This is a genomic window from Luteimonas sp. A537 (assembly GCF_054052065.1).
Genome location: NZ_JBSVRH010000001.1, coordinates 396417 through 418193 on the forward strand (window position 1 = coordinate 396417; position 21777 = coordinate 418193).

Annotated in this window: 26 protein-coding genes and 1 pseudogene; 21 read left to right on the forward strand and 6 right to left on the reverse strand. The window is 70.2% G+C overall.

Features of this window, described 5'->3' with window-relative positions; translation table 11 throughout:
• Nucleotides 1-67 precede the first annotated feature (67 nt).
• Together ACW7GZ_RS01825 and ACW7GZ_RS01830 are read left to right on the forward strand one after the other, a co-directional pair.
• On the forward strand, nucleotides 68-814 hold the full coding sequence (locus ACW7GZ_RS01825) for an arginyltransferase (RefSeq protein ID WP_457001400.1): 747 nt from the start codon (nucleotides 68-70) through the stop codon (nucleotides 812-814).
• A complete protein-coding gene (locus ACW7GZ_RS01830; protein WP_457001398.1) occupies nucleotides 811-2043 on the forward strand; it encodes an endonuclease/exonuclease/phosphatase family protein in 1233 nt (410 codons plus the stop codon). The genes ACW7GZ_RS01825 and ACW7GZ_RS01830 overlap by 4 nt, the downstream gene beginning before the upstream one ends.
• A gap of 21 nt (nucleotides 2044-2064) precedes the next feature.
• Here ACW7GZ_RS01830 and ACW7GZ_RS01835 read toward each other — a convergent pair whose 3' ends face one another.
• The gene (locus ACW7GZ_RS01835; RefSeq protein WP_457007521.1) at nucleotides 2065-2496 is read right to left on the reverse strand and encodes a hypothetical protein; all 432 of its coding nucleotides are present in this window, start codon (nucleotides 2494-2496) and stop codon (nucleotides 2065-2067) included.
• A gap of 138 nt (nucleotides 2497-2634) precedes the next feature.
• Between ACW7GZ_RS01835 and ACW7GZ_RS01840 the strand changes: the two genes are divergently transcribed.
• The 5 genes from ACW7GZ_RS01840 to rnk all read left to right on the forward strand — a co-directional run bounded on the left by ACW7GZ_RS01840 (nucleotide 2635) and on the right by rnk (nucleotide 5673).
• Complete coding sequence (locus ACW7GZ_RS01840; protein ID WP_457007523.1) at nucleotides 2635-3501, forward strand: SPFH domain-containing protein; 867 nt, start codon at nucleotides 2635-2637, stop codon at nucleotides 3499-3501.
• Nucleotides 3502-3510: 9 nt separating this feature from the next.
• On the forward strand, nucleotides 3511-3699 hold the full coding sequence (locus ACW7GZ_RS01845; RefSeq protein WP_457001393.1) for an Arc family DNA binding domain-containing protein: 189 nt from the start codon (nucleotides 3511-3513) through the stop codon (nucleotides 3697-3699).
• A complete protein-coding gene (locus tag ACW7GZ_RS01850) occupies nucleotides 3696-4301 on the forward strand; it encodes a hypothetical protein (protein WP_457001391.1) in 606 nt (201 codons plus the stop codon). The genes ACW7GZ_RS01845 and ACW7GZ_RS01850 overlap by 4 nt, the downstream gene beginning before the upstream one ends.
• 10 nt (nucleotides 4302-4311) lie before the next feature.
• On the forward strand, nucleotides 4312-5130 hold the full coding sequence (locus ACW7GZ_RS01855) for a M15 family metallopeptidase (RefSeq protein ID WP_457001390.1): 819 nt from the start codon (nucleotides 4312-4314) through the stop codon (nucleotides 5128-5130).
• Nucleotides 5131-5262: 132 nt separating this feature from the next.
• Nucleotides 5263-5673 carry a nucleoside diphosphate kinase regulator gene (gene rnk / locus ACW7GZ_RS01860; protein WP_343275116.1) on the forward strand — a complete coding sequence of 137 codons (411 nt, stop codon included), beginning with the start codon at nucleotides 5263-5265 and terminating at the stop codon, nucleotides 5671-5673.
• 58 nt (nucleotides 5674-5731) lie between these two features.
• On the opposite strand, the gene hda is transcribed toward rnk, so the two are convergent.
• From hda to ACW7GZ_RS01875, 3 genes and pseudogenes are all read right to left on the reverse strand, one after another.
• Complete coding sequence (gene hda, locus ACW7GZ_RS01865; RefSeq protein ID WP_457007525.1) at nucleotides 5732-6451, reverse strand: DnaA regulatory inactivator Hda; 720 nt, start codon at nucleotides 6449-6451, stop codon at nucleotides 5732-5734.
• A gap of 158 nt (nucleotides 6452-6609) precedes the next feature.
• Nucleotides 6610-7698 (reverse strand): annotated as a pseudogene (locus ACW7GZ_RS01870) (AI-2E family transporter); the annotation flags it as partial.
• A gap of 11 nt (nucleotides 7699-7709) precedes the next feature.
• Nucleotides 7710-8777 carry a DUF2066 domain-containing protein gene (locus ACW7GZ_RS01875; protein ID WP_457001387.1) on the reverse strand — a complete coding sequence of 356 codons (1068 nt, stop codon included), beginning with the start codon at nucleotides 8775-8777 and terminating at the stop codon, nucleotides 7710-7712.
• A gap of 113 nt (nucleotides 8778-8890) precedes the next feature.
• Between ACW7GZ_RS01875 and purM the strand changes: the two genes are divergently transcribed.
• Genes purM through ACW7GZ_RS01895 form a run of 4 tightly spaced genes read left to right on the forward strand, consistent with a single transcriptional unit; the run spans nucleotide 8891 to nucleotide 12133 of the window.
• The gene (gene purM / locus ACW7GZ_RS01880) at nucleotides 8891-9937 is read left to right on the forward strand and encodes a phosphoribosylformylglycinamidine cyclo-ligase (protein ID WP_457001385.1); all 1047 of its coding nucleotides are present in this window, start codon (nucleotides 8891-8893) and stop codon (nucleotides 9935-9937) included.
• A gap of 11 nt (nucleotides 9938-9948) precedes the next feature.
• A complete protein-coding gene (purN, locus tag ACW7GZ_RS01885) occupies nucleotides 9949-10611 on the forward strand; it encodes a phosphoribosylglycinamide formyltransferase (protein ID WP_457007527.1) in 663 nt (220 codons plus the stop codon).
• A gap of 10 nt (nucleotides 10612-10621) precedes the next feature.
• Nucleotides 10622-11416 carry a DUF3108 domain-containing protein gene (locus ACW7GZ_RS01890; protein ID WP_457001381.1) on the forward strand — a complete coding sequence of 265 codons (795 nt, stop codon included), beginning with the start codon at nucleotides 10622-10624 and terminating at the stop codon, nucleotides 11414-11416.
• Between the two features lie 9 nt (nucleotides 11417-11425).
• Nucleotides 11426-12133 (forward strand): DUF3108 domain-containing protein, encoded by a 708-nt coding sequence (locus ACW7GZ_RS01895; RefSeq protein WP_457002822.1) that lies wholly within the window; start codon nucleotides 11426-11428, stop codon nucleotides 12131-12133.
• A 427-nt stretch (nucleotides 12134-12560) separates the two neighbouring features.
• On the opposite strand, the gene murA is transcribed toward ACW7GZ_RS01895, so the two are convergent.
• Both murA and ACW7GZ_RS01905 read right to left on the reverse strand, forming a co-directional pair.
• Complete coding sequence (murA, locus tag ACW7GZ_RS01900; protein WP_457007528.1) at nucleotides 12561-13820, reverse strand: UDP-N-acetylglucosamine 1-carboxyvinyltransferase; 1260 nt, start codon at nucleotides 13818-13820, stop codon at nucleotides 12561-12563.
• Entirely contained in the window at nucleotides 13820-14056 is a 237-nt protein-coding gene (locus tag ACW7GZ_RS01905) for a BolA family protein (protein ID WP_457001378.1), read from the reverse strand. The genes murA and ACW7GZ_RS01905 overlap by 1 nt, the downstream gene beginning before the upstream one ends.
• A gap of 125 nt (nucleotides 14057-14181) precedes the next feature.
• Here ACW7GZ_RS01905 and ACW7GZ_RS01910 point away from each other — a divergent pair, with 125 nt between their 5' ends.
• From ACW7GZ_RS01910 to rapZ, 10 genes are all read left to right on the forward strand, one after another.
• Nucleotides 14182-15186: a KpsF/GutQ family sugar-phosphate isomerase gene (locus ACW7GZ_RS01910; RefSeq protein WP_457001376.1), complete on the forward strand. Its 1005-nt coding sequence runs from the start codon at nucleotides 14182-14184 to the stop codon at nucleotides 15184-15186.
• Between the two features lie 10 nt (nucleotides 15187-15196).
• Nucleotides 15197-15748: a KdsC family phosphatase gene (locus ACW7GZ_RS01915; RefSeq protein WP_457007530.1), complete on the forward strand. Its 552-nt coding sequence runs from the start codon at nucleotides 15197-15199 to the stop codon at nucleotides 15746-15748.
• Nucleotides 15745-16308 carry an LPS export ABC transporter periplasmic protein LptC gene (lptC, locus tag ACW7GZ_RS01920; protein ID WP_457001373.1) on the forward strand — a complete coding sequence of 188 codons (564 nt, stop codon included), beginning with the start codon at nucleotides 15745-15747 and terminating at the stop codon, nucleotides 16306-16308. The genes ACW7GZ_RS01915 and lptC overlap by 4 nt, the downstream gene beginning before the upstream one ends.
• Before the next feature lie 31 nt (nucleotides 16309-16339).
• Entirely contained in the window at nucleotides 16340-16825 is a 486-nt protein-coding gene (gene lptA, locus ACW7GZ_RS01925; RefSeq protein ID WP_457001371.1) for a lipopolysaccharide transport periplasmic protein LptA, read from the forward strand.
• Nucleotides 16825-17544, forward strand: a complete 720-nt coding sequence (lptB, locus tag ACW7GZ_RS01930) for an LPS export ABC transporter ATP-binding protein (protein ID WP_457001369.1) — start codon at nucleotides 16825-16827, stop codon at nucleotides 17542-17544. Before lptA ends, lptB begins: the two co-directional genes overlap by 1 nt.
• A 35-nt stretch (nucleotides 17545-17579) precedes the next feature.
• Entirely contained in the window at nucleotides 17580-19007 is a 1428-nt protein-coding gene (locus ACW7GZ_RS01935; RefSeq protein WP_457007532.1) for an RNA polymerase factor sigma-54, read from the forward strand.
• A gap of 107 nt (nucleotides 19008-19114) precedes the next feature.
• Nucleotides 19115-19444 (forward strand): ribosome hibernation-promoting factor, HPF/YfiA family, encoded by a 330-nt coding sequence (gene hpf / locus ACW7GZ_RS01940; protein ID WP_343255674.1) that lies wholly within the window; start codon nucleotides 19115-19117, stop codon nucleotides 19442-19444.
• 18 nt (nucleotides 19445-19462) lie between these two features.
• Nucleotides 19463-19936: a PTS sugar transporter subunit IIA gene (locus tag ACW7GZ_RS01945; protein ID WP_457001365.1), complete on the forward strand. Its 474-nt coding sequence runs from the start codon at nucleotides 19463-19465 to the stop codon at nucleotides 19934-19936.
• Nucleotides 19933-20889, forward strand: coding sequence for an HPr(Ser) kinase/phosphatase (gene hprK / locus ACW7GZ_RS01950; RefSeq protein ID WP_457001364.1), 957 nt, complete (start codon nucleotides 19933-19935; stop codon nucleotides 20887-20889). The genes ACW7GZ_RS01945 and hprK overlap by 4 nt, the downstream gene beginning before the upstream one ends.
• Nucleotides 20889-21758 carry an RNase adapter RapZ gene (gene rapZ / locus ACW7GZ_RS01955; protein WP_457001362.1) on the forward strand — a complete coding sequence of 290 codons (870 nt, stop codon included), beginning with the start codon at nucleotides 20889-20891 and terminating at the stop codon, nucleotides 21756-21758. Before hprK ends, rapZ begins: the two co-directional genes overlap by 1 nt.
• Nucleotides 21759-21777: the final 19 nt, after the last annotated feature.

The following is a 21777-nucleotide window of genomic DNA, read 5'->3' on the forward strand; positions in this document are numbered from 1 at the left end:
AGCTGGCAGCCGGTTCGCAGCCGCTGCGACACGGCGCAGTATCCTGCCTGCATGCTTCGCGCCGTCCATGCATCTCCGCGCCGGGTTCGCCATGGCTGAGCCCGCGCCCCTGCGCCTGTTCCACACTGCGGAACACCCCTGCGGCTACTGGCCGGAGCGCGCCGCACGCGACCTGGTGCTCGATCCCGGCGACCCGCGCCTGGCCGAATCCTATGCCCGTGCGCTGGCCTGGGGCTTCCGCCGTTCCGGCGACCTGGTCTATCGCCCGCACTGCCACGGCTGCCGCGCCTGCGTGCCGGTGCGCATCCCCGTGGCCGACTTCGTGCCCAACCGCAGCCAGCGCCGCTGCCTGGCGCGCAACGCCGACGTGCAGGCGCGGATCCTCCCCGCCGACGAGAACGCCGAGCGCTTCGAGCTCTACCGCCGCTATCTGGTCGGCCGCCATCCCGGCGGCGGCATGGACGATCATGGCAAGGCGGAGTTCGCGCAGTTCCTGGTCGGCAGCTGGTCGCAGGGGCGCTTCCTCGAACTGCGCGCCGGTGGGCGCCTGCTGGCGGTGGCTGTCACCGACCTGGTGGATGATGCGCTGTCGGCGGTCTACACCTTCTACGATCCCGACGAGGCCGCGCGCGGCCTGGGCACGCTGGCCATCCTGCAGCAGCTCGCCTGGGCCCGGCGCGACGTCTACCGCCACCTCTACCTTGGCTACTGGATTCAGGGACACACGAAAATGGATTACAAGCGCGGCTTCCAGCCCCTCGAACGCTTTGACGGCCGCGATTGGCAGGCACTCGCCCGCGCGGGTGACGCATGACCGCGCGCCTTGCCGCGCTGCTCTGCTGCGCGCTGCTTGCCGGCTGCGTTCGCGTCAACACCCACGGAGATCCCGGACAGTCCATGACCCCGCCCCAGACCCTCCGCGTCGCCAGCTACAACGCATCGCTCTATTCCGATGACGCCGGCGGCCTGCTGCGCCGGCTCGAATCCGCCGACGCCGATGCGCGCAAGGTCGCCGCGGTGCTGCAGCGGGTCCGGCCCGACGTCGTGCTGGTCAACGAGTTCGACTACGACGCCGGCGGCCTGGCGGCCGATGCCTTCCAGCGCGACTACCTGGAAGTCCCGCAGCCCGGCGGTGGCGAGGCATTGCACTATCCCTACCGCTACATCGCGCCGGTGAACACCGGCGTGCCCAGCGGCCTCGACCTCGACCGCAGCGGACACGTCGGCGCCGACCTGCCCGCGCCGGGCGAAGACGCGGCGGCCGCGCGCGGGCGCGGCAACGACGCCTGGGGCTATGGCCTGCATCCCGGGCAGTACGGGATGCTGCTGCTGTCCATGCATCCCATCGACGCCGGAGCCGCACGCACCTTCCAGCGCCTGCCCTGGAGCACCCTGCCCGGCGCCGCGCGGCCGGTGGATCCGGCAACCGGTGCGCCCTGGTACGCCGACGCCATCTGGGAACAGCTGCGGCTGTCGTCGAAATCGCACTGGGACGTGCCGGTACGCACCCCGCTTGGCACCGTGCACATGCTGGCCTCGCACCCGACGCCGCCGGTGTTCGACGGCCCGGAGGACCGCAACGGCGCGCGCAACCACGATGAAATCCGGCTGTGGAGTGAATACATCGGCGCTGACGAGGCGTCGTGGCTCTGCGACGACGCGGGCCACTGCGGCGGACTGGCTGCAGACGCGCGCTTCGTGATCCTCGGCGACCTCAACAACGATCCGGTCGACGGCGACGGCCGCCATCAGGCCATCATCGAGCTGCTCGAACACCCGCGCGTATTGCGCATGGCGACCCCGCGCAGCGAAGGCGCGGCGCACGCCGCCGGTGCCGACCACTCCGGCCGCCGCGGCAGCGTGGCCCATGCCACTGGCGACTTCGGTCCGCGCACGGGTCCGTTGCGGCTGGACTACGCCCTGCCGTCCACCGGTTTCCGAGCGCTGGATTCAGGCGTGTACTGGCCGGCCCCCGGCACTGACGGCGCCGGCATCGTCGATGGCAGCGACCACCGCCTGGTCTGGATCGACCTCGGCAACTGACCAGCGTTCCCGCGCCTGGCCTCAGGGTGCGGGCTTGGCGGCGGCATCCCCTTCGGCTGGGGCCACCACTGCCGGCGAGCCGGTCCCGGCGCTTGCCGGCACTGCTTCGGTCGGCGCTTCGGCCGCCGGCGCCGAGGCGCCAATGACCGGCAGCGCCACCGGGGCAACCGCCTCGTGGCTGCGCGGCCCGAAGCCGAACATGCCGCCGCTTTGCCGCGACACGATCATCCGCACCATCGACGTCGGCACCATCAGCTCCAGGGTGACATCGTCACCCGTGGGCATGCGGCCTTTCATGGTGAGCTCGATCAGTGACCCGCCGGTATCGACTTCGTCGCAGGGCACGTGCGCGCCGACCACCGGACTGTCCTGGATATACGGCTTGATGGCATCCCCCAGGGCTTCGATCGCCTGCGGGAAGAAAAACACGGCATAGCCGTCGCGGCCTTTCATCGGTGGCTGGCTCCCTCGGATCACAAGGCCGCCATCATCGCAGGTCGGACCGCCGTGGCCGCGATCCTCTTGACATATAGATATCATTTAGATATCACTAGTCGACACCAGCCCACCACCCGCCCCCCGGAGAACGCCATGAAGGAAAACCCGATCCGCTCCATGCACGGCATTCCAGTGCTGTTGCTCCTGCTCGTGGTCGCGCTGGCCTGCGGCTGGCTCTTCTTCCAGACGCTGGTCAACGGCGGCGCCGTGCTCCAGCTGGCTGCGCCGATCGCGATCGGCGGCATCGCGCTGTTCTGCCTTGCCGGCCTGTACATGGTCGAGCCCAACCAGTCGGCGGTGCTGAGCCTGTTCGGCAAGTACGTCGGTACCGTCCACGAGAACGGCCTGCGCTGGAACAACCCCTTCCTCGCCAAGCGCAAGGTCTCGCTGCGCATCCGCAACTTCGAGAGCGGCAAGCTCAAGGTCAACGAGCTCGAGGGCAGCCCGATCGAGATCGCGGCGGTGATCGTGTGGAAGGTGGTGGATTCCGCCGAGGCGGTATTCAACGTCGACGATTACGAGAGCTTCGTCCATATCCAGTCCGAGGCGGCGCTGCGCGCCATGGCCACCACCCACCCCTACGACCAGAACGAGGAAGGCCAGATGTCGCTGCGCAGCCATCCCGTGGAAATCTCCAACGAACTCAAGCAGCACCTGGACGAACGACTGGGCTCGGCCGGCGTCGAAGTGCTCGAGGCGCGCATCAGCCACCTCGCCTACGCGCCCGAGATCGCGCAGGCCATGCTGCAGCGGCAGCAGGCCAACGCCGTGGTCGCCGCGCGCACGCGCATCGTCGCCGGCGCCTGCGGCATGGTCGAACTGGCCTTGGCCGAACTGGAGAAGAGCGGCGTGGTCACGCTGGACGAAGAGCGCAAGGCGGCGATGGTCAGCAACCTGCTGGTGGTGCTGTGCAGCGACCGCGGCGCGCAGCCGGTGGTCAACTCCGGCTCGCTGTACTGATGGCGCGCCGTGGCTGAGAAGAAGGCCTATCCGCTGCGCATCAATGCCGCGATCCTCGCGGCCGTGCAGCGCTGGGCGGACGATGACCTGCGCAGCGCCAACGCGCAGATCGAATACCTGCTGCGCGAGGCGCTGCGCAAGGCGGGACGGCTGCCGGAACGGGCCGCCACCGGCTCCACGAAAAGGGAAGGCAAATGACAGTGAGCGATGACCGCGGCCGCCACGGCGTGATTCACGGCAAGGATGCCGCCACGGCGCTGGTGCCGGCCTCGGCGCGCGCGCAAGCCTGGCTGTTCGCGCTGGTGGTGGGCCTGCCGCTGGTGCTGGTCGGCCTGACCGAGCTTTCGGGCAGCGGCAGCGGCGATGGCCAGGGCGCGCTTGCGGTCCGCGCCTTCGCCAGCGTCGCTGCGCTCTGCGTGGTGCTCTGGGGCGCGCTGGCCGCGCTGGTCCGCCGCCATCGCCTGCGCCTGGACGCAGGCGGGCTGGAGCTCGCCACCACCTTCTATCGCCGGCACTTCGGCCTCGATGCGCTGGACCTCGCGCATGCGCGCGTGGTCGATCCCGACGAGCGGCCCGAATTCCGCGCGATGCTGCGGACCAACGGCGTCTCCATCCCCGGCTTCCGCAGCGGCTGGTTCCGCCTGCGCAGCGGCGAACGGGCGTTGGTGGCCACCGCCGGCGGCAAGCGCCTGCTGTGGATCCCCACGGCCGCCGGGCACGGGCTCCTGCTGCAGCCGGTGAATCCGCAGGCGCTGCTCGATCGGCTGCGCGCCATGGCGGACGCCGGCACCAGGCGCTAGCCTTCCAGCCATGCGCGGTCGCGACGCCATCCTTGCCAACACCCCGGACATCGAACTCTGGCCGGGCGGCGTACTGCGCGCCCGCGGCAACCGCGACGCCCGCGCCCTGGCCCGCGCACGCACGGTGCTGCGGCGCAAGCGCGACGGCACGCTGCTCGCCGCCGACCTGCCGGAAGGCCTGCTGCCGCTGGTCCCGCGCCTGGCGCGCGAACCCGGGATCGATGCCGCCCTCGAGGCGCTTGAGCATCCACCGCACGCCGGCCTGCGCGCCGGCATCGACGTGGTGCCGACCCTGCCGCCCCTGCGCCTGGCCGGGCGCCTGGAGGCCCTGGGCATCGATGGCGAGGCCTATGCCGCGCGCACCGGGCTGGCACTGGAGGCCGAGCCCGCCTGGCTGGACCTTGCCGGCCACGACCGCTATCGGCGGGCGCTCTGGCTGCGCGTGGACGCCGCCCGCGGCTGGCGCCACCTGAAGGCTGCGGCGGCCCGCGACGGCATCGTGCTGGACGCCGTGTCCGGCTACCGCAGCCACGCATACCAGGCCGGCATCATCGAGCGAAAGCTCGCGCGCGGGCTCGCCATCGACGACATCCTCGCCGTCAACGCGGCCCCCGGCTGGTCCGAACACCATTCGGGCCGCGCCATCGACATCAGCGCGCCCGGCGAGCCGGCGGCCGAGGAATCCTTCGAGCAGACCGCGGCGTTCGCATGGCTCCGCTCCCACGCCGCGGCGCTCGGCTTCACGATGAGCTATCCGCGCGACAACCCGCACGGCATCGTCCACGAGCCCTGGCATTGGCGCTACGATGGGATCGCGCGGACCGATTGAGATCGTGGCCGGCTGCAGCTACATTGACGGCAACGAACACCAATAGCCGCCAGCCCACCCGCGCCCCGGCCGACGCGAGACGTCGCCCGGGGCGCGTTGCTGGCGGAAAGCGCATTGTCAGGAGACGCACGCGTGAACACCCGACCCAAGATCACCATCTCGACGCTGGATTCCGAGCGCCTGGAGAGCCTGCTCGAATCCCTTCCCGACGGCGCCTTCCCCGGCCGCGACGCGCTCGAGGCCGAGCTGCTGCGCGCCGACGTGGTCGCCCCCAAGGACGTCCCCTCCACCACGGTGACCATGAATTCCACGGTCCGCTTCCGCGTGGGCCCGGATGAGAGCTTCCAGCTCACCCTGGTCTATCCGCGCGATGCCAACGGCAGCGCCGACCGCATCTCGGTGCTGGCCCCTGTGGGCAGCGCCCTGCTCGGCCTGTCCCAGGGCGACGAGATGGAATGGCCCAAGCCCGGCGGCGGCGCCATCAAGGTGCTGATCGAGGAAGTGACCTACCAGCCCGAGCGCGCGGGCGAATACCACCGCTGAGCACCGGTCCGCGCATCGGAGCCATGGCCCCTGCCAGGCATCCTCCCCAGCGGAGTGCTCACGACTCCTGAAGCGGCCCGTGGCCGACATTCGGCCCGAGCACTTCGCGCAGGAACGGCACCGTCACCCGCCGCTGCGCCGCCAGCGACGCCCGGTCCAGCGCATCAAGCTGGGTCGTCAGGCCAGCCAGGTCACGTCCGGCACGCCTGAGCAACCAGCCGATCGCGGCCTCGTCGAACTGCAGGCCGCGCCGTCGCGCCCGCAGGCGCAGCACCTCGGCGCGGCCGGCGTCGTCCAGCGGCTGCAAGGGGATGCGTACGCACTGGGCCAAGCGTGAGCGCAGGTCCGGCAGCCCCGGAGGCAGCGCCGCCGGGGCCGCGGACGCGGTGTAGAGCACGCTGCTTCCCGCGGCGCGGGCGCGATTGTGGAACTCGAACAGCGCGACCTCGTCGTCACGCCGGCCGGCGATCGCCTCGAGTCCGTCCAAAGCGACCAGCCCGGGGCCGTCCCCCAGCGATTCCAGCGCTTCATGCAGGCGCCCCGCGGCTAGCGCCAGCGGAAGGTAGGTTGCGCGGCGTCCCGGGACATCGGCTTCCGCACACGCCGCCAGCGCCAGGTGCGTCTTGCCGGTGCCCGCCGCGCCATCGAGATACAGCCACTCGCCGCTGCCGGCGACCAGCATGCGCAGCTGCCCGATGGCACCAGGCGGCGCATCCACGAAGGTGTCGAAACGCTGGTCCGGGGGATAGCGCAGCGCCAGCGGCAGCTGCCGGTTCACGCGCCGTCGCGGGCCGGCCCGGGCTCGACACCCCCCGCGGGCATGTCGGCGGGGTCCATCGGCGCCCCGGCCACGGCCGTGGCCGGAACCAGCAGGTGCGCCGGCAGCCCACCGGCCACGCCAACGCTGGTGTCCACCAGCACGCCCGTGTCCGCCTCGGCGGCGCGGCCGGCATAGAGCTTGCTGGCGGTGTAGCGCTCATGCGCGAAACGCAGCATGACGTTGACCACCGCCGCCCCCGGCAGCGCGATCAGCATGCCCACGAAGCCGAACAGCACGCCACCGGCCATCACCGCGAAGATCACCGCCACCGGATGCAGCCCGATGCGGTCGCCGACCAGCTTCGGCGTCAGCCAGTAACTCTCGATCAGCTGGCCCAGGCCGAACACCACCGACACGCCCAGCAGGTGCTGCCAGTCCCCGTACTCGATCAGCGCCGCGATGATGCCAAGGACGATGCCGGTGGCCGGGCCGATGTAGGGAATGAAGGTGAACAGGCCGGCGATCAGGCCGATCAGCAGGCCCAGTTCCAGGCCCACGAGCCACAGGCCGAGGCCGTACATCACGCCCAGGATCACCATCACCAGGAACTGCCCGCGCAGGAAGCCGCCCAGCACGTCGCTGGACTCGCGCGCCAGCCGGCTCGCCGTGTCCACATGGTCACGGGGGATCACCGAGGCCACGCGCTCGACCATGAGGTCCCAATCGCGCAGGAAGAAGAAGGTGATGACCGGGATCAGCACGATGTTGACCGCCCAGGTCACCATCGCCATGCCCGAACGCGAGACCACGCCCAAGGCGGTCGCGGCGATGCCGCCAGCGCGCTCGGAGTGTTCGCGGAAGAAGTCCAGCATCCGCGCCGGATCCATCCAGGCGTCGATATCGACCCCGGTACGCGCCTCGAGCCACGGCAGGGCGCTCTGCAACAGCCAGTCGCGATAGCCCGGCAGGGCTTCACCCAGGATCCTGATCTGGCCCGCGATCATCGGCACCAGGATCACCAGCGCAAGCACCAGGAACAGCACCATCACGGTGAACACCATCACCACGGCGATGTTGCGCGAGCGCCCGGCCTCCTCGAGGCGGTCGACCAGCGGGTCGCCCATCCAGGCCAGCAGCGCCGCGAACACGAACGGCGTCAGCACCGGGCCCAGCCGCCACACCAGCCAGCCGATGGCGCAGAGCAGCAGCGCCCACTGCAGGCGCATGAGGAAACGCGAAACCACCACGTCAGCGTGTTCGTCCATGATCCAGGTCCTCAGCGCAGGTAGAACTCGGGCGGCACGCCCTCGATGTTGCCGCCCGACTCGACCAGCACCGCTTCATCCAGCACGCGACGGAAGCCCGCGAGGCCGGTCAGCAGGTCGAGTTCGAGCTCAAGGCTGTTGGGCGTCGCCCGCAGCGGCCGGATGCCGCGCACCACCGAAGTGGACTGCAGCCAGGAGGACAGGCGCACGAAGTCGTTGGCGCTGTTGATGCCGGTCACCACCACGCGTTCGACCGCGGGCTCGCCCACGGGGCTGGCCTTGGCATAGCGACGCACCAGCGCATTGGCTGCACCATCCGCGCCCGAGGCAATGGCGCGGCGCGCCTGCGCATCTTCTTCGGACCAGGTCGCGAGCACGCGGCCGTTGTCGATGAAAGTCCAGTCGGCCTTCCAGCCGCCACCGGCGCGATAGAGCTTGCCGACCAGCTGCATCGGCGGGCTGTAGCGCGCGGAAATGCGCGAGATCGCCGCGGTATCGCCACGCCAGATCGCGCCCACTGCGGCCTTCTCGGCCGCCGTGCCGTTGGGCAGGCCGAGGCGGTAGCCGCGCTCGATCGCCCGGTCCAGCACCGGCCGCGCCACGTTGTTCTGCCCCAGCGCAACCAGGCGCGGGCCGCTGCCGTCGTCGATCGCCAGCCACAGCACGGGCTTCGGCCGCGGCTCCGGCCACAGCGGCAGGCCGAGCGCGCCGGCGACGGCCTGGACCTCGTCCTCGCGGAAACGCACCACCAGCACCGTGCTGTAGGTCGGCGAACCGGCGGCCGAACGGCCTTCGTCCTGGCGGTAGTCGTAGCCTTCGACGAAATCACCTGCGCGACGCAGTTCGCGCGAAACCCCCGGGCGCCTGGCGACGCCGGCATCGCCCGAAAGCTTGCCCAGGACCTGCGCCAGCGCGCGCGAAAAGCCGGATTGCCGCGCCGCCTCCGCCTGGCTGCCAACCGTGACTTCGGCCTGGTACAGGCCACTGGCCCCGGCGCGATCGCCCTCCACGCGCTGGGCATGGGCCCAGCCCGGGAGCAGAAGTGCGAGGAGCAGCGCGAGCAGCAACGCCTTGGGCATCGTCGTTCCCTGGACCAGTGTCAGGCAGGAATGGTGCCGCAGCCGCGCCGCCGCGTCCATGAAGTTGGCCTCGAGGCTGCTAAAATCGCCGTTTTCCTGCGCGGCGAGCCATCGTGACCAGCCCCACTCCGCTGACCTACCGTGACGCCGGCGTCGACATCGACGCGGGCAATGAAGTCGTCGAACGCATCAAGCCGCTGGTGAAGCGCACCTTCCGCCCCGAGGTGATGGGTGGGCTGGGCGGCTTCGGCGCGTTGTTCGACCTGTCGGGCAAGTACCGCGAGCCGGTGCTGGTCTCGGGCACCGACGGCGTCGGCACCAAGCTCAAGCTCGCGCAGCAGCTCGGCCGCCACGACACCATCGGCATCGACCTGGTCGGCATGTGCGTCAACGACGTGCTGGTGCAGGGCGCCGAGCCGCTGTTCTTCCTCGACTACTTCGCCACCGGCAAGCTCGACATCGACACCACGGTGGCGGTGGTCGGCGGCATCGCGAAGGGCTGCGAGCTGGCGGGCTGTGCGCTGATCGGCGGCGAAACCGCGGAGATGCCCGACATGTACGCCCCCGGCGAGTACGACCTGGCCGGCTTCACCGTGGGTGCCGTCGAGAAGTCCGAACTGCGCGACGGTGGCCGCGTCGCCGCCGGCGACGTGCTCATCGGCATCGCCTCCAGCGGCCCGCACTCCAACGGCTATTCGCTGATCCGCCGCATCTACGACCGCGCCGGCCGCCCCGGCGACACCGACCTCGGCGGCGTGCGCCTGGAAGACGCGCTGATGGCGCCCACCGCGCTGTACGTGAAGCCGGTGCTGGAACTGCTGCGCGGCGCCGAAGGCGCGTCCATCCACGCCATGGCACACATCACCGGTGGCGGCCTGACCGAGAACATCGTGCGCGTGGTGCCCGACGGGCTGGGCGTCGACATCGATGCCGGCGCCTGGGCGATGCCCGCGGTGTTCGAATGGCTGCAGCGCGAAGGCGCGGTGGCTCCCGAAGAGATGTGGCGCACCTTCAACTGCGGCATCGGCTTCGTGCTGGTGGTGGACCCGGCGCGTGCGCCCGCGGTTTCGGCCGCGCTCCAGGCGCTGTCGCTCGCGCACTGGACGATCGGGTCGGTGGTGCCGGCAGATGCCGGCACGCCCCGCGTGCGCATCGGCTGAGCGCAGTATCCGTGGCCGCAACCCCCCGCCTGGCAGTGCTGGCTTCGGGCCGCGGCAGCAACCTGCAGGCGATCCTCGATGCGGTCGCCGACGGTCGCCTGCATGCGCGGGTGGCCGGAGCCTTCGGTGACCGCACCAGGGCTTTTGCGCTCGAACGCGCACGCGACGCGGGCATCCCGGCGCGCGCGCTGCGCCCTCGCGACTTCGCCAGCCGTGGCGAGTTCGACGCTGCGCTGTTCGCCGCGGTTGCAGCCGTGGAGCCGGACTTCATCATCTGTGCCGGATACATGCGCCTGCTCGGGGCCGACGCGATCGCGCCCTGGGAGGGACGGATCGTCAACATCCACCCTTCGCTGCTGCCTGCGTTCAAGGGCCTGGACACGCATGCACGGGCACTGGATGCCGGAGTGGCGGAGCACGGCGCGAGCCTGCACTTCGTCAGCGCCGACCTCGACGGCGGCCCGGTGATTGCGCAGGCGCGGGTGCCGGTGCTGCCGGACGACGACGCCGACGCCCTCGCGCGCCGGGTCCTCGGGGTCGAGCATCCGCTGATGATCTCGGCGCTGGAGCTGCTGTGCTCCGGCCGCATCCGCCTTCGCGGCGCCACGGTCGAGCTCGACGGCCAGGCCCTGCAGGCGCCGCTTCAGCTGGCAGCCAACCGCCTGTGGGCATGATCCGCCGGTCATGAACACCTTCTTCCATATCGGGCTGGCGGCCTTGCTTGCCGTCTGCGTGCCAGCGCCCGCGGCGGCCAACCAGGTCCCTGCCCGCGAAGCGTCGGCGGCCTCGCTGGACGCGGCCGCGGCCCCCGATGACCACGGCCCACCCGCGCTGCAGCCCTTCGTCGCGACCTACGACGCCTGGAACAAGGGCAAGCCCGCCGGCACCGCCAGCATGCGCCTCACGCGCCTGGATGGCGGGCACTGGCAGATCGACCTCGACGTGACAGGAAACCGCGGCCTTGCGCGCTGGGTGCGCCTGGATATCGACCAGGGCACCGTGTTCGACGTGGTCGACGATCGCTACCGCCCACTCCGCCAGAACACCCGGCGCAAGGCCCTGTTCATGGGCCGCGAAATCGAGGGCGTGTACGACTGGGATGCGGGCGTCGCCAGGTGGAGCGGTGACATCAAGGAAACCCGCCGGGAGCCGGTGGCGCTGCAGCAAGGCGACATGAGTGGCCTGCTGATCAACCTCGCGATCGTCCGCGATGCCGAGCCCGGGCGCAGCCTTGGCTACCGGTTCGTGGACGGCGGCCGCGTGCGTGACCACCAGTACTCGGTGGCCGGGGTCCCCGAGCACGTCGAAGTCGACGGTCTGTCCTACCAGGCCCTGCGGGTTTCACGCACCAACGGCGGCAATGATGAAACGATCTTCTGGGTAGCGCGCGGCGTACCCACGCCGGTCCGCATCCTGCAGAGGGAAAACGGCGAAGACGCCATCGACCTGCGGCTGGTCGAATACCAAGGAGTCCAATAGATGCAGTACATGAAATCCCTGCGCGGCCGTGCCGCGATGATCGGTGCCGGCCTGTCGCTGGCCCTCGCATTCACGCCCGCCCTCGCGATCGAAGCGTTCAGCGCCGATTACCAGGCCAAGTACATGGGCATGGAAGCGACCGCGAAAATGACCTTGGCCAGCGTCGGCAAGGATCGCTGGGAATACCGCATCGATATCGGCGGCATGGGCGCGGAGCTGGAACAGAGCACCACGTTCGAGGTCGACGGCAAGCAATGGCGTCCGCTCAAGAGCGTCGACAGCCAGCGTGGCACCAGCGGCCTTGCGGCGATGCTGGTCAAGAGCAAGACGGTGACCGCGGACTACGACTGGGACCGGGGCGAAGCGCGCTGGACCGGCGACGTCAAGGACGATCGCGCGGGGCCGGTGAAACTGCGCGCCGGCGATCTCGACGGCATGCTGATGAACCTGGTCCTGGTGCGCGACGTGGCCGCGGGCAAACCACTCGACTACCGGCTGGTCGAGGACGGCCGGGTCAAGCGCCAGACCTTCCAGGTCGCCGGCGAAGAAACCATCCAGGTCGGCGGCAAATCGCACCAGGCCACGCGCGTGGTGCGCAAGGACGGCAAGCGCGAAATCATCGCCTGGGTCGTGGATGGCCTGCCGGTGCCGGCGCGGGTGCTGCAGCGCCGGGATGGTCGCGACCATGTGGACCTGCAGCTGACGTCGGTCGACTGACCGGCGCCGCTGGACGAAAAGCCGCGGCACCCATACGACAAGGGCCCTGCATCGCGGGGCCCTTTTGTATGGTTCTTATCCCGATTGAGGGGGCTTTCGATTGATTGCTTCGGGAGGGTCCGCGCTGCCCGCTCTTGACCTTCGTCCCGAAGCCAAGAAACGCCACGGCCCGTCCCATGCACAGGGGGTGTGCGTACAGCCGGCCATGGATGGCCGGCGGCCGGCCTTGGGAGCAGGACGCGGACAGGCCGGGGGAGCACACCCCCTGTGCGCGGGACGGGCTGCGCGGACCAGGACGGAGCAGCTCCCGGCGCAACAACGCCCCAACTGTCACGTCAGCACCGCAGAGCCTCGAGAAGAACCAGCCACTCCGCCTAGCCGGCCGTAGGCCTCTCCCTCAACCGGGATAGAAACCTTTCGTATCCCCTCAATCGATGCGGCGGATCCGCGCGCCCAGCCCCGACAGCTTGCGCTCGATATGTTCGTAGCCGCGGTCCAGGTGGTAGACCCGATCAATCACGGTCTCGCCCTCGGCCACCAGCCCGGCCAGCACCAGCGACGCCGACGCACGCAGGTCGGTGGCCATCACCGGTGCGCCGCTCAGGCGCTCGACGCCGGTGACCGTGGCCCGGTTGCCGTCGACGTGGATCTCCGCGCCCAGGCGCATCAGCTCGTTCACGTGCATGAAGCGGTTCTCGAAGATCGTCTCGTCGATCGTCGCCATGCCTTCGGCGATGCAGTCCATGGCCATGAACTGCGCCTGCATGTCGGTCGGGAACCCGGGGTGCGGGGCGGTGGTGATGTCGACCGCGCGCGGTCGGCGGCCGCGCATGTCGGCGGTGATGCGGTCACCGTCGATGGTGATGTCGGCGCCGGCGGCGGCAAGCCTTTCCAGCACGGCGTCCATGGTGTCCGGGCGCGCATGGGTCACCGTGATCCGGCCGCCGGTGATGGCTGCGGCCACAAGGAACGTCCCGGCCTCGATGCGGTCGGCGACCACGTCATGGCGCGCACCGTGCAGGCGGTCGACGCCGCGCACGACGATGCGCGAATCGCCCGCGCCTTCGATATCGGCGCCCATCGCCATCAGGCAGTCGGCAAGGTCGACGATTTCCGGCTCGCGCGCGGCGTTGTCGATCACCGTGGTGCCCTGCGCGAGCGTCGCCGCCATCAGCAGGTTTTCGGTCGCGCCGACGCTCACCGTGTCGAAAACCACGTGCCCACCCTGCAGGCGGCCGGCACGCGCGTTGATGAAGCCGTGTTCGACCGTGATCCGTGCCCCCAGCGCTTCCAGCGCGCGGATGTGCAGGTCGACCGGGCGCGAGCCGATGGCGCAGCCGCCCGGCAGCGCGACCTCGGCGGCGCCGTGGCGGGCGACCAGTGGGCCCAGCACCAGCACCGACGCACGCATGGTGCGTACCAGTTCGTAGGGCGCGATGTGGCTGTCGACGCTGCGCGGGTCGACCACCATGTGGCTGCCGTCGGCGTCGTGGGTGACGCCGGCGCCAAGCCCGTCGAGCACGCGCGCGGTCGTGACCACGTCGTGCAGGTGCGGCACGTTGCGGATCTCCACCGGCTCATCGGCCAGCAGCGTCGCGCACAGGATGGGCAGCACGGCGTTCTTGGCGCCGGACACGCGGACCTCGCCCTCCAGGGGCACCCCGCCTTCGACAACGATCTTCTGCATCAGGCCGGCCGCTGCTCGTCCGGCGTCAGGGTGCGCAGCGCCAGGGCGTGGATCTCGTTGCCCATCAGCGCGCCCAGGGTGGCGTAGACCATGCGATGGCGCGCCAGCGGCAGGCGACCGGCGAAGTCCGGATGCACCACCAGCGCCTCGAAATGCACGCCGTCATCGCCGCGCACCTCGACCTCCGCGCCGGGCAGGCCCTGTTCGATGAGATTGCGGATGGTGTCTGCGTTCAAGGTGTCGTCCCGGTCATGAAGGGCATGTAAGCGGCCTGCCGCCGGCGGCGCGGGGGGCCGCAGGCCGGGGGACAAATCCGCGTAAGATGAACGGGTTAGCATAACGAATAAGGGCCCGGCCCGTAATGTCCGGCACCAGAAAACAGTCCGAGAACGCCGCGGCCGCGCATGACTTCGCGGCCAGTGGCCACCGTGTGTTCGCCATCGAGGCCCGCGGCCTCGCGGCCGTGGCCGCGCGCATCGATGGCGATTTCTCGCGCGCCTGCAGCCTGCTCCTGGCCTGCCGCGGCCGCGTGGTCTGCACGGGAATGGGCAAGTCCGGCCACGTGGCGCGCAAGATCGCCGCCACCCTGGCATCCACCGGCACGCCCGCGTTCTACGTGCACCCCGGCGAAGCCGGCCACGGCGACCTCGGCATGGTCACCGACGCCGACATCGTGCTGGCGCTGTCCTACTCGGGCGAATCCGACGAACTGCTGCAGTTGCTGCCGGTGCTCAAGCGCCAGGGCAACGCACTGGTGGCGATGACCGGGCGCCCCGGCTCCACGCTCGCCCGGGCGGCGGCCGTGCACCTCGACGTCAGCGTGCCCGAGGAGGCCTGCCCGCTGCACCTGGCGCCGACATCCAGCACCACCGCCTCGCTGGCGATGGGCGATGCGCTCGCAGTGGCCCTGCTCGAGGCGCGCGGCTTCACAGCCGACGACTTCGCCCGCTCGCACCCCGCCGGCGCGCTCGGTCGACGCCTGCTGCTGCACATCGCCGACGTCATGCACACCGGCGACGCCGTGCCCCGCATCCACGCCGACGCGACCGTGAGCGAAGCGCTGGCCGAGATCAGCCGCAAGATGCTGGGCATGACCGCCGTGGTCGATGGCGACGGCCGCCTGCTCGGCCTGTACACCGACGGCGACCTGCGCCGCAGCCTGGACGCCGGCATCGACGTGCGCACCACGCCGATCTCGGACGTGATGACCCGCGACCCGCGGACCATCGGTCCCGACGCGCTCGCCGCCGAGGCCGCGCAGCTGATGGAAGCCCACAAGATCGGCGGGCTGGTGGTGGTGGACGGCGATGGCCGCGCGGTCGGCGCGCTGAACATTCACGACCTGTTGCGCGCGCGCGTGGTGTGATCGCGCGTCCATGTCGACCTCGCCTCCCGCCTCCCCCTCCCCCGGGCTGCTCGCGCGCGCCGCGCGCATCCGGCTGGTCTGTTTCGACGTCGACGGCACCCTGACCGACGGCCGCCTGTACATCGCCAGCGACGGCACCGAGACCAAGGCCTTCCACGTCCATGACGGCCTGGGCATCTCGCTGCTGCGCCGCTCCGGCATCGCGGTCGCGTTCGTTACCGCGCGCACCAGCCCGGCGGCGGAAATCCGCGCCCGCGACCTCGGCGTCGAGGCCCACACCGGCATCAAGGACAAGCAGGCCTGCGTGGACGGCCTGCGCGAGCGCCTGGGGCTGGCCGCCGACGAGGTGGCGTTCATGGGCGACGACCTGACCGACCTCGCCGTGCTCTCCGGCGCCGGCCTGGCCGCGGCGCCGGCCGACGCCCATCCCGCGATCCTCGGCCGCGTGCACTGGCAGGCCTCGGCCCGCGGTGGCCGCGGCGCGGCGCGCGAGTTCTGCGACCTGCTGCTGGCCGCGCGCAGCGACGACGCCGTCGATGACGCCGGGACGGCGCGCCAATGAACTGGCGCGCCGCGATGATCCTCGTGTTGCTGGTTGCCGCGATCGCCAGCGGCTGGTCGGCATGGCGGCAGCACGCCGAAGTCGACGATGCGACCACGACCAGCGACCGCTCCGACTACATCCTCGAGGACTTCCAGCTGGTGTCGCTCGACAGCGATGGCCGGGAAGCCTTCACCCTCCGCGCCCCGCACCTGCATCGCAATCCCGTGGACGAAACCATGTCGCTGCGCGAACCGGTCTTCCTGCTGCCCGAAGAAGGCAGCGAGTTGTACTGGGACCTGCGCGCAGCCACCGGCTGGATCAGCGCCGACAGCGAGGAGATGCGCCTGCGTGGCGAGGTGGTGGTGGTATCCGACCCCGCCGGCACCCGCGAAATGCGCATGGAAACCGAGGCCCTGGACGTGTTCCCGGGCCAGCGCCGGGCCCGCAGCGACGCCGCCGTGACCATCACCCAGCCCGGCACTACAATGCGCGGCACGGGCATGGAAGCCGACCTGGCCGACAAACGCTTCCAGCTCACCTCCAAGGTCCAGACCCGCTATGTCCCCACGCGCCGCTAGCCTCACGACGCTTCTCGCCATCGCCGCGGCGATGTCCGCCGCGCCCGCGTGGGCGAAATCCAGCGACCGCAGCCAGCCGATGGACCTGACCTCCAACAGCCAGGACTGTTCGCTGGCCGACGACGGCAGTCCCTGCGTCTTCACCGGCAACGTGCGCATCGTGCAGGGCACCCTCGATGTGCGCGCCGCCAAGGCCGACGTGCGTCGCGGCGGTGGCGACATCCAGAAGGTGATCCTGACGGGGTCGCCGGTGCGCCTGCAGCAGGACCTCGACGACGGCGGCGCGATCGATGCCACCGCCAGCACCGTCGACTACAACCTGCAGACCGAAACCGTGGTCTTCACCGGAAACGTCGAGATCAACCAGCCCGGCCGCGGCACCATGGCCGGCGGTCGCATCGTCTACAACATGGCCACCGGCCGCGTGCAGGGTGGCGGCCAGGACGGCCAGCAGATCCGCACCCGCATCCTGCCCAAGGGTGCCAAGGACGGCCAGGACGGCCAGGACGGCGGCTGATGCTGGTCGCCGAAGGCCTGCGCAAGCGCTATGGCCAGCGCGAAGTGGTGCGCGAGTTCGGGCTGACCCTGGAAGCGGGCGAAGTCGTCGGCCTGCTCGGCCCCAACGGCGCCGGCAAGACCACCTGTTTCTACATGATCGTCGGCCTGGTCCCAGCCGATGCCGGACGCATCGTGCTCGACGGCCGCGACATCACCGGCGAACCGATGCACCGGCGCGCGCGCCTGGGCGTCGGCTACCTGCCGCAGGAACCTTCGGTGTTCCGCAAGCTCAGCGTGGCCGACAACATCATGCTGGTGCTCGAGCTGCGCGAAGACCTGGACCGCAAGGGCCGCGAGGCCGAACTCGCCTCGTTGATGGACGAATTGCAGGTCACCCACGTGGCCGGCCAGCATGGCGCGAGCCTTTCCGGCGGCGAGCGGCGGCGGGTGGAAATCGCCCGCGCACTCGCGGCCCGTCCAAGCCTGATCCTGCTCGACGAACCCTTCGCCGGCGTCGACCCGATCTCGGTCGGCGAGATCCAGCGCATCGTCCGCCATCTGAAAAATCGCGGCATCGGCGTGCTGATCACCGACCACAACGTGCGCGAGACCTTGGGCATTTGCGACCGCGCGTATATCCTCAGTGATGGTGGCGTGCTCGCGCAGGGGGCTCCGGACGCGCTGCTGGCCGACCCGGACGTGCGCCGGGTCTACCTCGGGGAGTCCTTCCGACTGTAAACCGGAGGGTGCGTCCCCGCTTGATCGGGAACGCCGTGAAGCCTCGTTTGCAGACATCGCTGGGACAGCACCTGGTACTGACGCCGCAGCTGCGTCAGGCGCTGCATCTGTTGCAACTCCCGATCCCCGAACTTGAAGCCGAGATCACTGCGGCCGTCGAGAGCAATCCGCTGCTGGAATGGGACGAATCCTCGCCACTGTCCGCATCGGCGGAAGACGGATCCGGCAGCGACGACCAGCGCGCCGGGACCGAAAGCGCGGCAAGCGACCATGACTGGGATGTCGAGCGCGACAGCGCATGGGCCGACAGCGGGCGTGGAAGCAGTGGCGGCGACGGTGATGCGGGCAGCGACGCCTCCGAGCGCATCGCCCAGTCCGAAACCCTGCGCGGCCATTTGTCATGGCAGCTCAACCTCAGCCACCTGTCGCCGCGCGAACTCGCCATCGGCGAGGCCCTGGTCGACGCCATCGACGACGATGGCTACCTGCGCGAGCCACTTTCCGCCATCTCCGAAGCGATGGCCCCCGACCTGCAGTGCGATGAAGCCGAGATCAGCGCCGTGCTGCAGCGGGTGCAGCGACTGGACCCGACCGGCGTCGGCGCGCGCGACCTCGGCGAGTGCCTGCTGCTGCAGCTGGACGCCCTGCCCCCCGACACGCCCGGCCACGCGGTGGCACGGCGCGCGGTGGCCACCCTGATCGAACGCATCGCCAAACTCGGCGCCCCGGGCCTCGCCGACGCCCTGCACTGCAGCGAGGACGAAGCCAACATGGCGCTGCAGCTGATCCGCAGCCTCGACCCGCGGCCCGGCTCCAGCATCGGCGGCATGCCGCACGACACCTACGTGGTGCCCGACTGCAGCATCTCGCGCCATAACGGCATCTGGAAGGTGTCGCTGGCCGGCGGCCGCCACGCCAGCCTGACCATCCATCGCGGCTACGAACAGATGCTGCAGCACACCGTCGGCGCCGACGCCGGCTACCTGCGCGGACGGCTGCAGGAAGCGCGCTGGCTGCTGAAGAACCTCGCGGCCCGTGGCGAAACCCTGCTCAAGGTGGTCCACTGCCTGGTGCGCGAGCAGTCGGGCTTCCTCGAGTTCGGTGCCCAGGCGCTTCGCCCGCTGACCCTGCGCGAAGTCGCGGCGCAGATCGGCATGCACGAGTCCACCGTGTCGCGCGCGGTTGCCCGCAAGCACGTACACACGCCGCGCGGCACCATCCCGCTGCGCGCATTCTTCGCCTCGGGAATCGACACCGGCGGCGGCGGCGAAGCCTCCAGCATCGCGATCCAGGACATGATCCGGCGCCTGGTAGATGCGGAAGATCCGCGCAAACCGCTCTCCGACGCACGCTTGGCCGAACGCCTGAAGGACAGCGGCATTCCCGTGGCCAGGCGCACCGTGGCCAAGTACCGCGAGGCGCTGAACATCCCGTCCTCGCACGAGCGCGTGCGGATCGCCTGAACGCCACGTCGACGCTTCCCGCCCCCCGGAGGCTGGGTTAACCTGTCCATGACACCCACTGCGCCGCCATGCGCGATGCTGTGGCTCCCACCGAGAAGGAGGTTGCGATGCTCATCGAGACCCACGGCCAGCAGATGGACGTCACCCCGGCACTGCGCGACTACGTCGAGACCAAGCTTGGCCGCCTGTCGCGGCTGTATGACCCGCCGCTGCAGGTCCGCACCCAGCTCAGCATCGACAAGCCCGACCACCGCGCCGAAGCCACCGTCAGCGTGGCCGGCAAGACGCTCCACGCCGATGCCCGCGCCGCCGACATGTACGCGGCCATCGACCTGCTCGCCGACAAGCTCGACCGGATGCTGGTGAAGGAAAAGAAGAAAATGATCGACCACCATCGCCGCGGCGGGAATCCCGTGCGCGACGGCGAGTTCGGCTGAGGCACAGAAGGCCCGGGGATGCCATACACCGACCTGCTCTCCGCCAGCCGCATCGTGCAGGTGGTGTCGCCCGGCAGCCGTGACCAGGTCCTGGATGTCGCCGCCCGCCTGTTGGGCGGCGACTCTCCGGAATGGACCCTGCTGATCGCCAACGGCCTTCGCGGCCGCGAAGCCGTCGGCAGCACCGCGATTGGCCACGGCGTCGCCATCCCGCACTGCCGCAGCGACTCCTGCAGCGAACCGCTTGCCGCCTTCCTGAGGCTGGCGAACCCGGTCGATTTCAATGCGCGCGATGGCGAACCGGTGGACCTGGTCTTCGCCATGGCGGTGCCCGGCGATCGCACGCAGCAGCACCTCGATACCCTGTCGGAACTGGCGGGCCGGTTCGCCGATACCGACTTCCGCCAGTCAGTACGCCACGCACCGGACATCAACGCGCTGCGTGCGCTGCTCCTGCGCTCGGGTGGGTCGTCCGAGGCGCGATCGGCATGAAGGCGGTGATCACCGCGCAGGCGCTGTTCGACCAGCTCCGCGAACGGCTTGAACTGAAGTGGCTCGCCGGCCGGGCCGGCGCCACGCGCCAGCTCGAGTCGGTCGACACCGTGTCGCGCCGGCCGTCGCTGGCCGGATACCTCAACATCATCTATCCCAACAAGGTGCAGATCCTCGGCAGCGAGGAGCTTGCCTGGCTCGACGGCCTGGAACCCAGGCAACGCTGGGAAACACTGGAAAAGATCCTCCAGTTCGGGCCGCTGGCGCTGGTGGTCAACAAGGGCCAGCCCTGCCCCGAGGACCTGGTGGAGATGGCCGAAGAGTCGGGCATCGCGCTGTGGTCGTCGCAGCGCCGCGGCCATGAGCTGTACAACGTGCTGCAGTACCACCTGGCCGGTGCGCTGGCAGCCAGGGTCACGCTGCACGGTGTGTTCATGGAGATCTACTCGATCGGCGTGCTGGTCACCGGCGAGTCCGGGACCGGAAAAAGCGAGCTCGCGCTGGAGCTGGTGACCCGCGGCCATCGCCTGGTCGCCGACGACGCCCCCGAGTTCGCGCAGATCGCCCCCGACGTCCTCGACGGCACCTGTCCCGAACTGCTGCAGGACCTGCTGGAGCTGCGCGGCCTTGGCGTGCTCAACATCCGCGAGATGTTCGGCGACACCGCGGTGAAGCGGAACAAGTACCTGCGCCTGATCGTCCATCTCGCACGGCCCGAGGACACCCGCGAGGCACGCGACCCCAGCGGCATGGTGCGCCTGACCGGCGACCTCGGCGCGCGCCGCGTGCTGGACCTGGACGTGCCGATGATCACCCTGCCGGTGATGCCCGGCCGCAACCTCGCGGTGCTGACCGAAGCCGCGACCCGCGTGCACGTGCTGCGCGCCAAGGGCGTGGACCCGGCCTCGGCCTTCCTCGCGCGCCACTCCCACTTCCTTGAGCGGGGCATGTAATGAACACCGCCAACAACTCGCTGATCATCGTCAGCGGCATGTCCGGAAGCGGCAAATCCGTTGCCCTCAACACCCTCGAAGACCTCGATTTCTACTGCGTCGACAACCTGCCGGCGGAGCTGCTGCCCGACTTCGTGCGCAGCGCCACCCATCCCGAGCGCGCGTCGCAGAAGCTCGCGGTTGGAGTCGACGTGCGCAGCCGCGGCGACCTTGCCAGCATCCCGGAGTGGCTGTCCGCGGTCGGTGCGATGGGCTTCGACCCGAAGCTGGTGTTCTTCGACACCATCGACGACATCCTGCTCAAGCGCTACGCCGACACCCGCCGCCGGCACCCGCTGACCCGGCTTGGACTGGCCCTGTCGGATGCCATCGCGCTGGAACGCCAGGTGCTGCGCCCGCTGGTCTCGCTGGCCGACGTCATCATCGACACCAGCGAATTGAACGTGCACCAGCTGCGCCGCCGGGTCCTGACCGACCTCGGGCTGAGCATGGATTCATCGCTGTCGTTGCTGTTCGAATCCTTCGCCTACCGCCGCGGCGTGCCGCCGGACGCGGACTTCGTGTTCGACGCCCGTGCCCTGACCAACCCGCACTGGGATGCCCGCCTGCGGCCGCTGTCGGGTCGCGACGGCCCGGTGCGCGAGTTCTTCGCGGCACAGCCGGAGGTCGCCGAGTACCTGCAGCATGTCAACGGGTTCCTCGACGCCTGGCTGCCGCGCATGCATTCGTCCACGCGCAGCTACGTCACCGTCGCCTTCGGCTGCACCGGCGGCCGCCACCGCTCGGTCTACCTGGCCGAGGCCGCCGCGGAACACGCGCGCGCGCAGGGCTGGAAGGAAGTCGCCACCCATCACCGCGGGCTGGATTGATCTCCGGACCCGGCGCGGA

Bases quoted from the DNA above. Each gene is read 5' to 3' on its own strand.
- ACW7GZ_RS01825 (WP_457001400.1), top strand. From the start codon at position 68: ATGCATCTCCGCGCCGGGTTCGCCATGGCTGAGCCCGCGCCCCTGCGC.
- ACW7GZ_RS01830 (WP_457001398.1), top strand. From the start codon at position 811: ATGACCGCGCGCCTTGCCGCGCTGCTCTGCTGCGCGCTGCTTGCCGGC.
- ACW7GZ_RS01835 (WP_457007521.1), bottom strand. From the start codon at position 2,496: ATGAAAGGCCGCGACGGCTATGCCGTGTTTTTCTTCCCGCAGGCGATC.
- ACW7GZ_RS01840 (WP_457007523.1), top strand. From the start codon at position 2,635: ATGAAGGAAAACCCGATCCGCTCCATGCACGGCATTCCAGTGCTGTTG.
- ACW7GZ_RS01850 (WP_457001391.1), top strand. From the start codon at position 3,696: ATGACAGTGAGCGATGACCGCGGCCGCCACGGCGTGATTCACGGCAAG.
- ACW7GZ_RS01855 (WP_457001390.1), top strand. From the start codon at position 4,312: ATGCGCGGTCGCGACGCCATCCTTGCCAACACCCCGGACATCGAACTC.
- ACW7GZ_RS01875 (WP_457001387.1), bottom strand. From the start codon at position 8,777: ATGCCCAAGGCGTTGCTGCTCGCGCTGCTCCTCGCACTTCTGCTCCCG.
- ACW7GZ_RS01890 (WP_457001381.1), top strand. From the start codon at position 10,622: ATGAACACCTTCTTCCATATCGGGCTGGCGGCCTTGCTTGCCGTCTGC.
- ACW7GZ_RS01895 (WP_457002822.1), top strand. From the start codon at position 11,426: ATGAAATCCCTGCGCGGCCGTGCCGCGATGATCGGTGCCGGCCTGTCG.
- murA (WP_457007528.1), bottom strand. From the start codon at position 13,820: ATGCAGAAGATCGTTGTCGAAGGCGGGGTGCCCCTGGAGGGCGAGGTC.
- ACW7GZ_RS01910 (WP_457001376.1), top strand. From the start codon at position 14,182: ATGTCCGGCACCAGAAAACAGTCCGAGAACGCCGCGGCCGCGCATGAC.
- ACW7GZ_RS01915 (WP_457007530.1), top strand. From the start codon at position 15,197: ATGTCGACCTCGCCTCCCGCCTCCCCCTCCCCCGGGCTGCTCGCGCGC.
- lptC (WP_457001373.1), top strand. From the start codon at position 15,745: ATGAACTGGCGCGCCGCGATGATCCTCGTGTTGCTGGTTGCCGCGATC.
- lptA (WP_457001371.1), top strand. From the start codon at position 16,340: ATGTCCGCCGCGCCCGCGTGGGCGAAATCCAGCGACCGCAGCCAGCCG.
- lptB (WP_457001369.1), top strand. From the start codon at position 16,825: ATGCTGGTCGCCGAAGGCCTGCGCAAGCGCTATGGCCAGCGCGAAGTG.
- hpf (WP_343255674.1), top strand. From the start codon at position 19,115: ATGCTCATCGAGACCCACGGCCAGCAGATGGACGTCACCCCGGCACTG.
- ACW7GZ_RS01945 (WP_457001365.1), top strand. From the start codon at position 19,463: ATGCCATACACCGACCTGCTCTCCGCCAGCCGCATCGTGCAGGTGGTG.
- hprK (WP_457001364.1), top strand. From the start codon at position 19,933: ATGAAGGCGGTGATCACCGCGCAGGCGCTGTTCGACCAGCTCCGCGAA.
- rapZ (WP_457001362.1), top strand. From the start codon at position 20,889: ATGAACACCGCCAACAACTCGCTGATCATCGTCAGCGGCATGTCCGGA.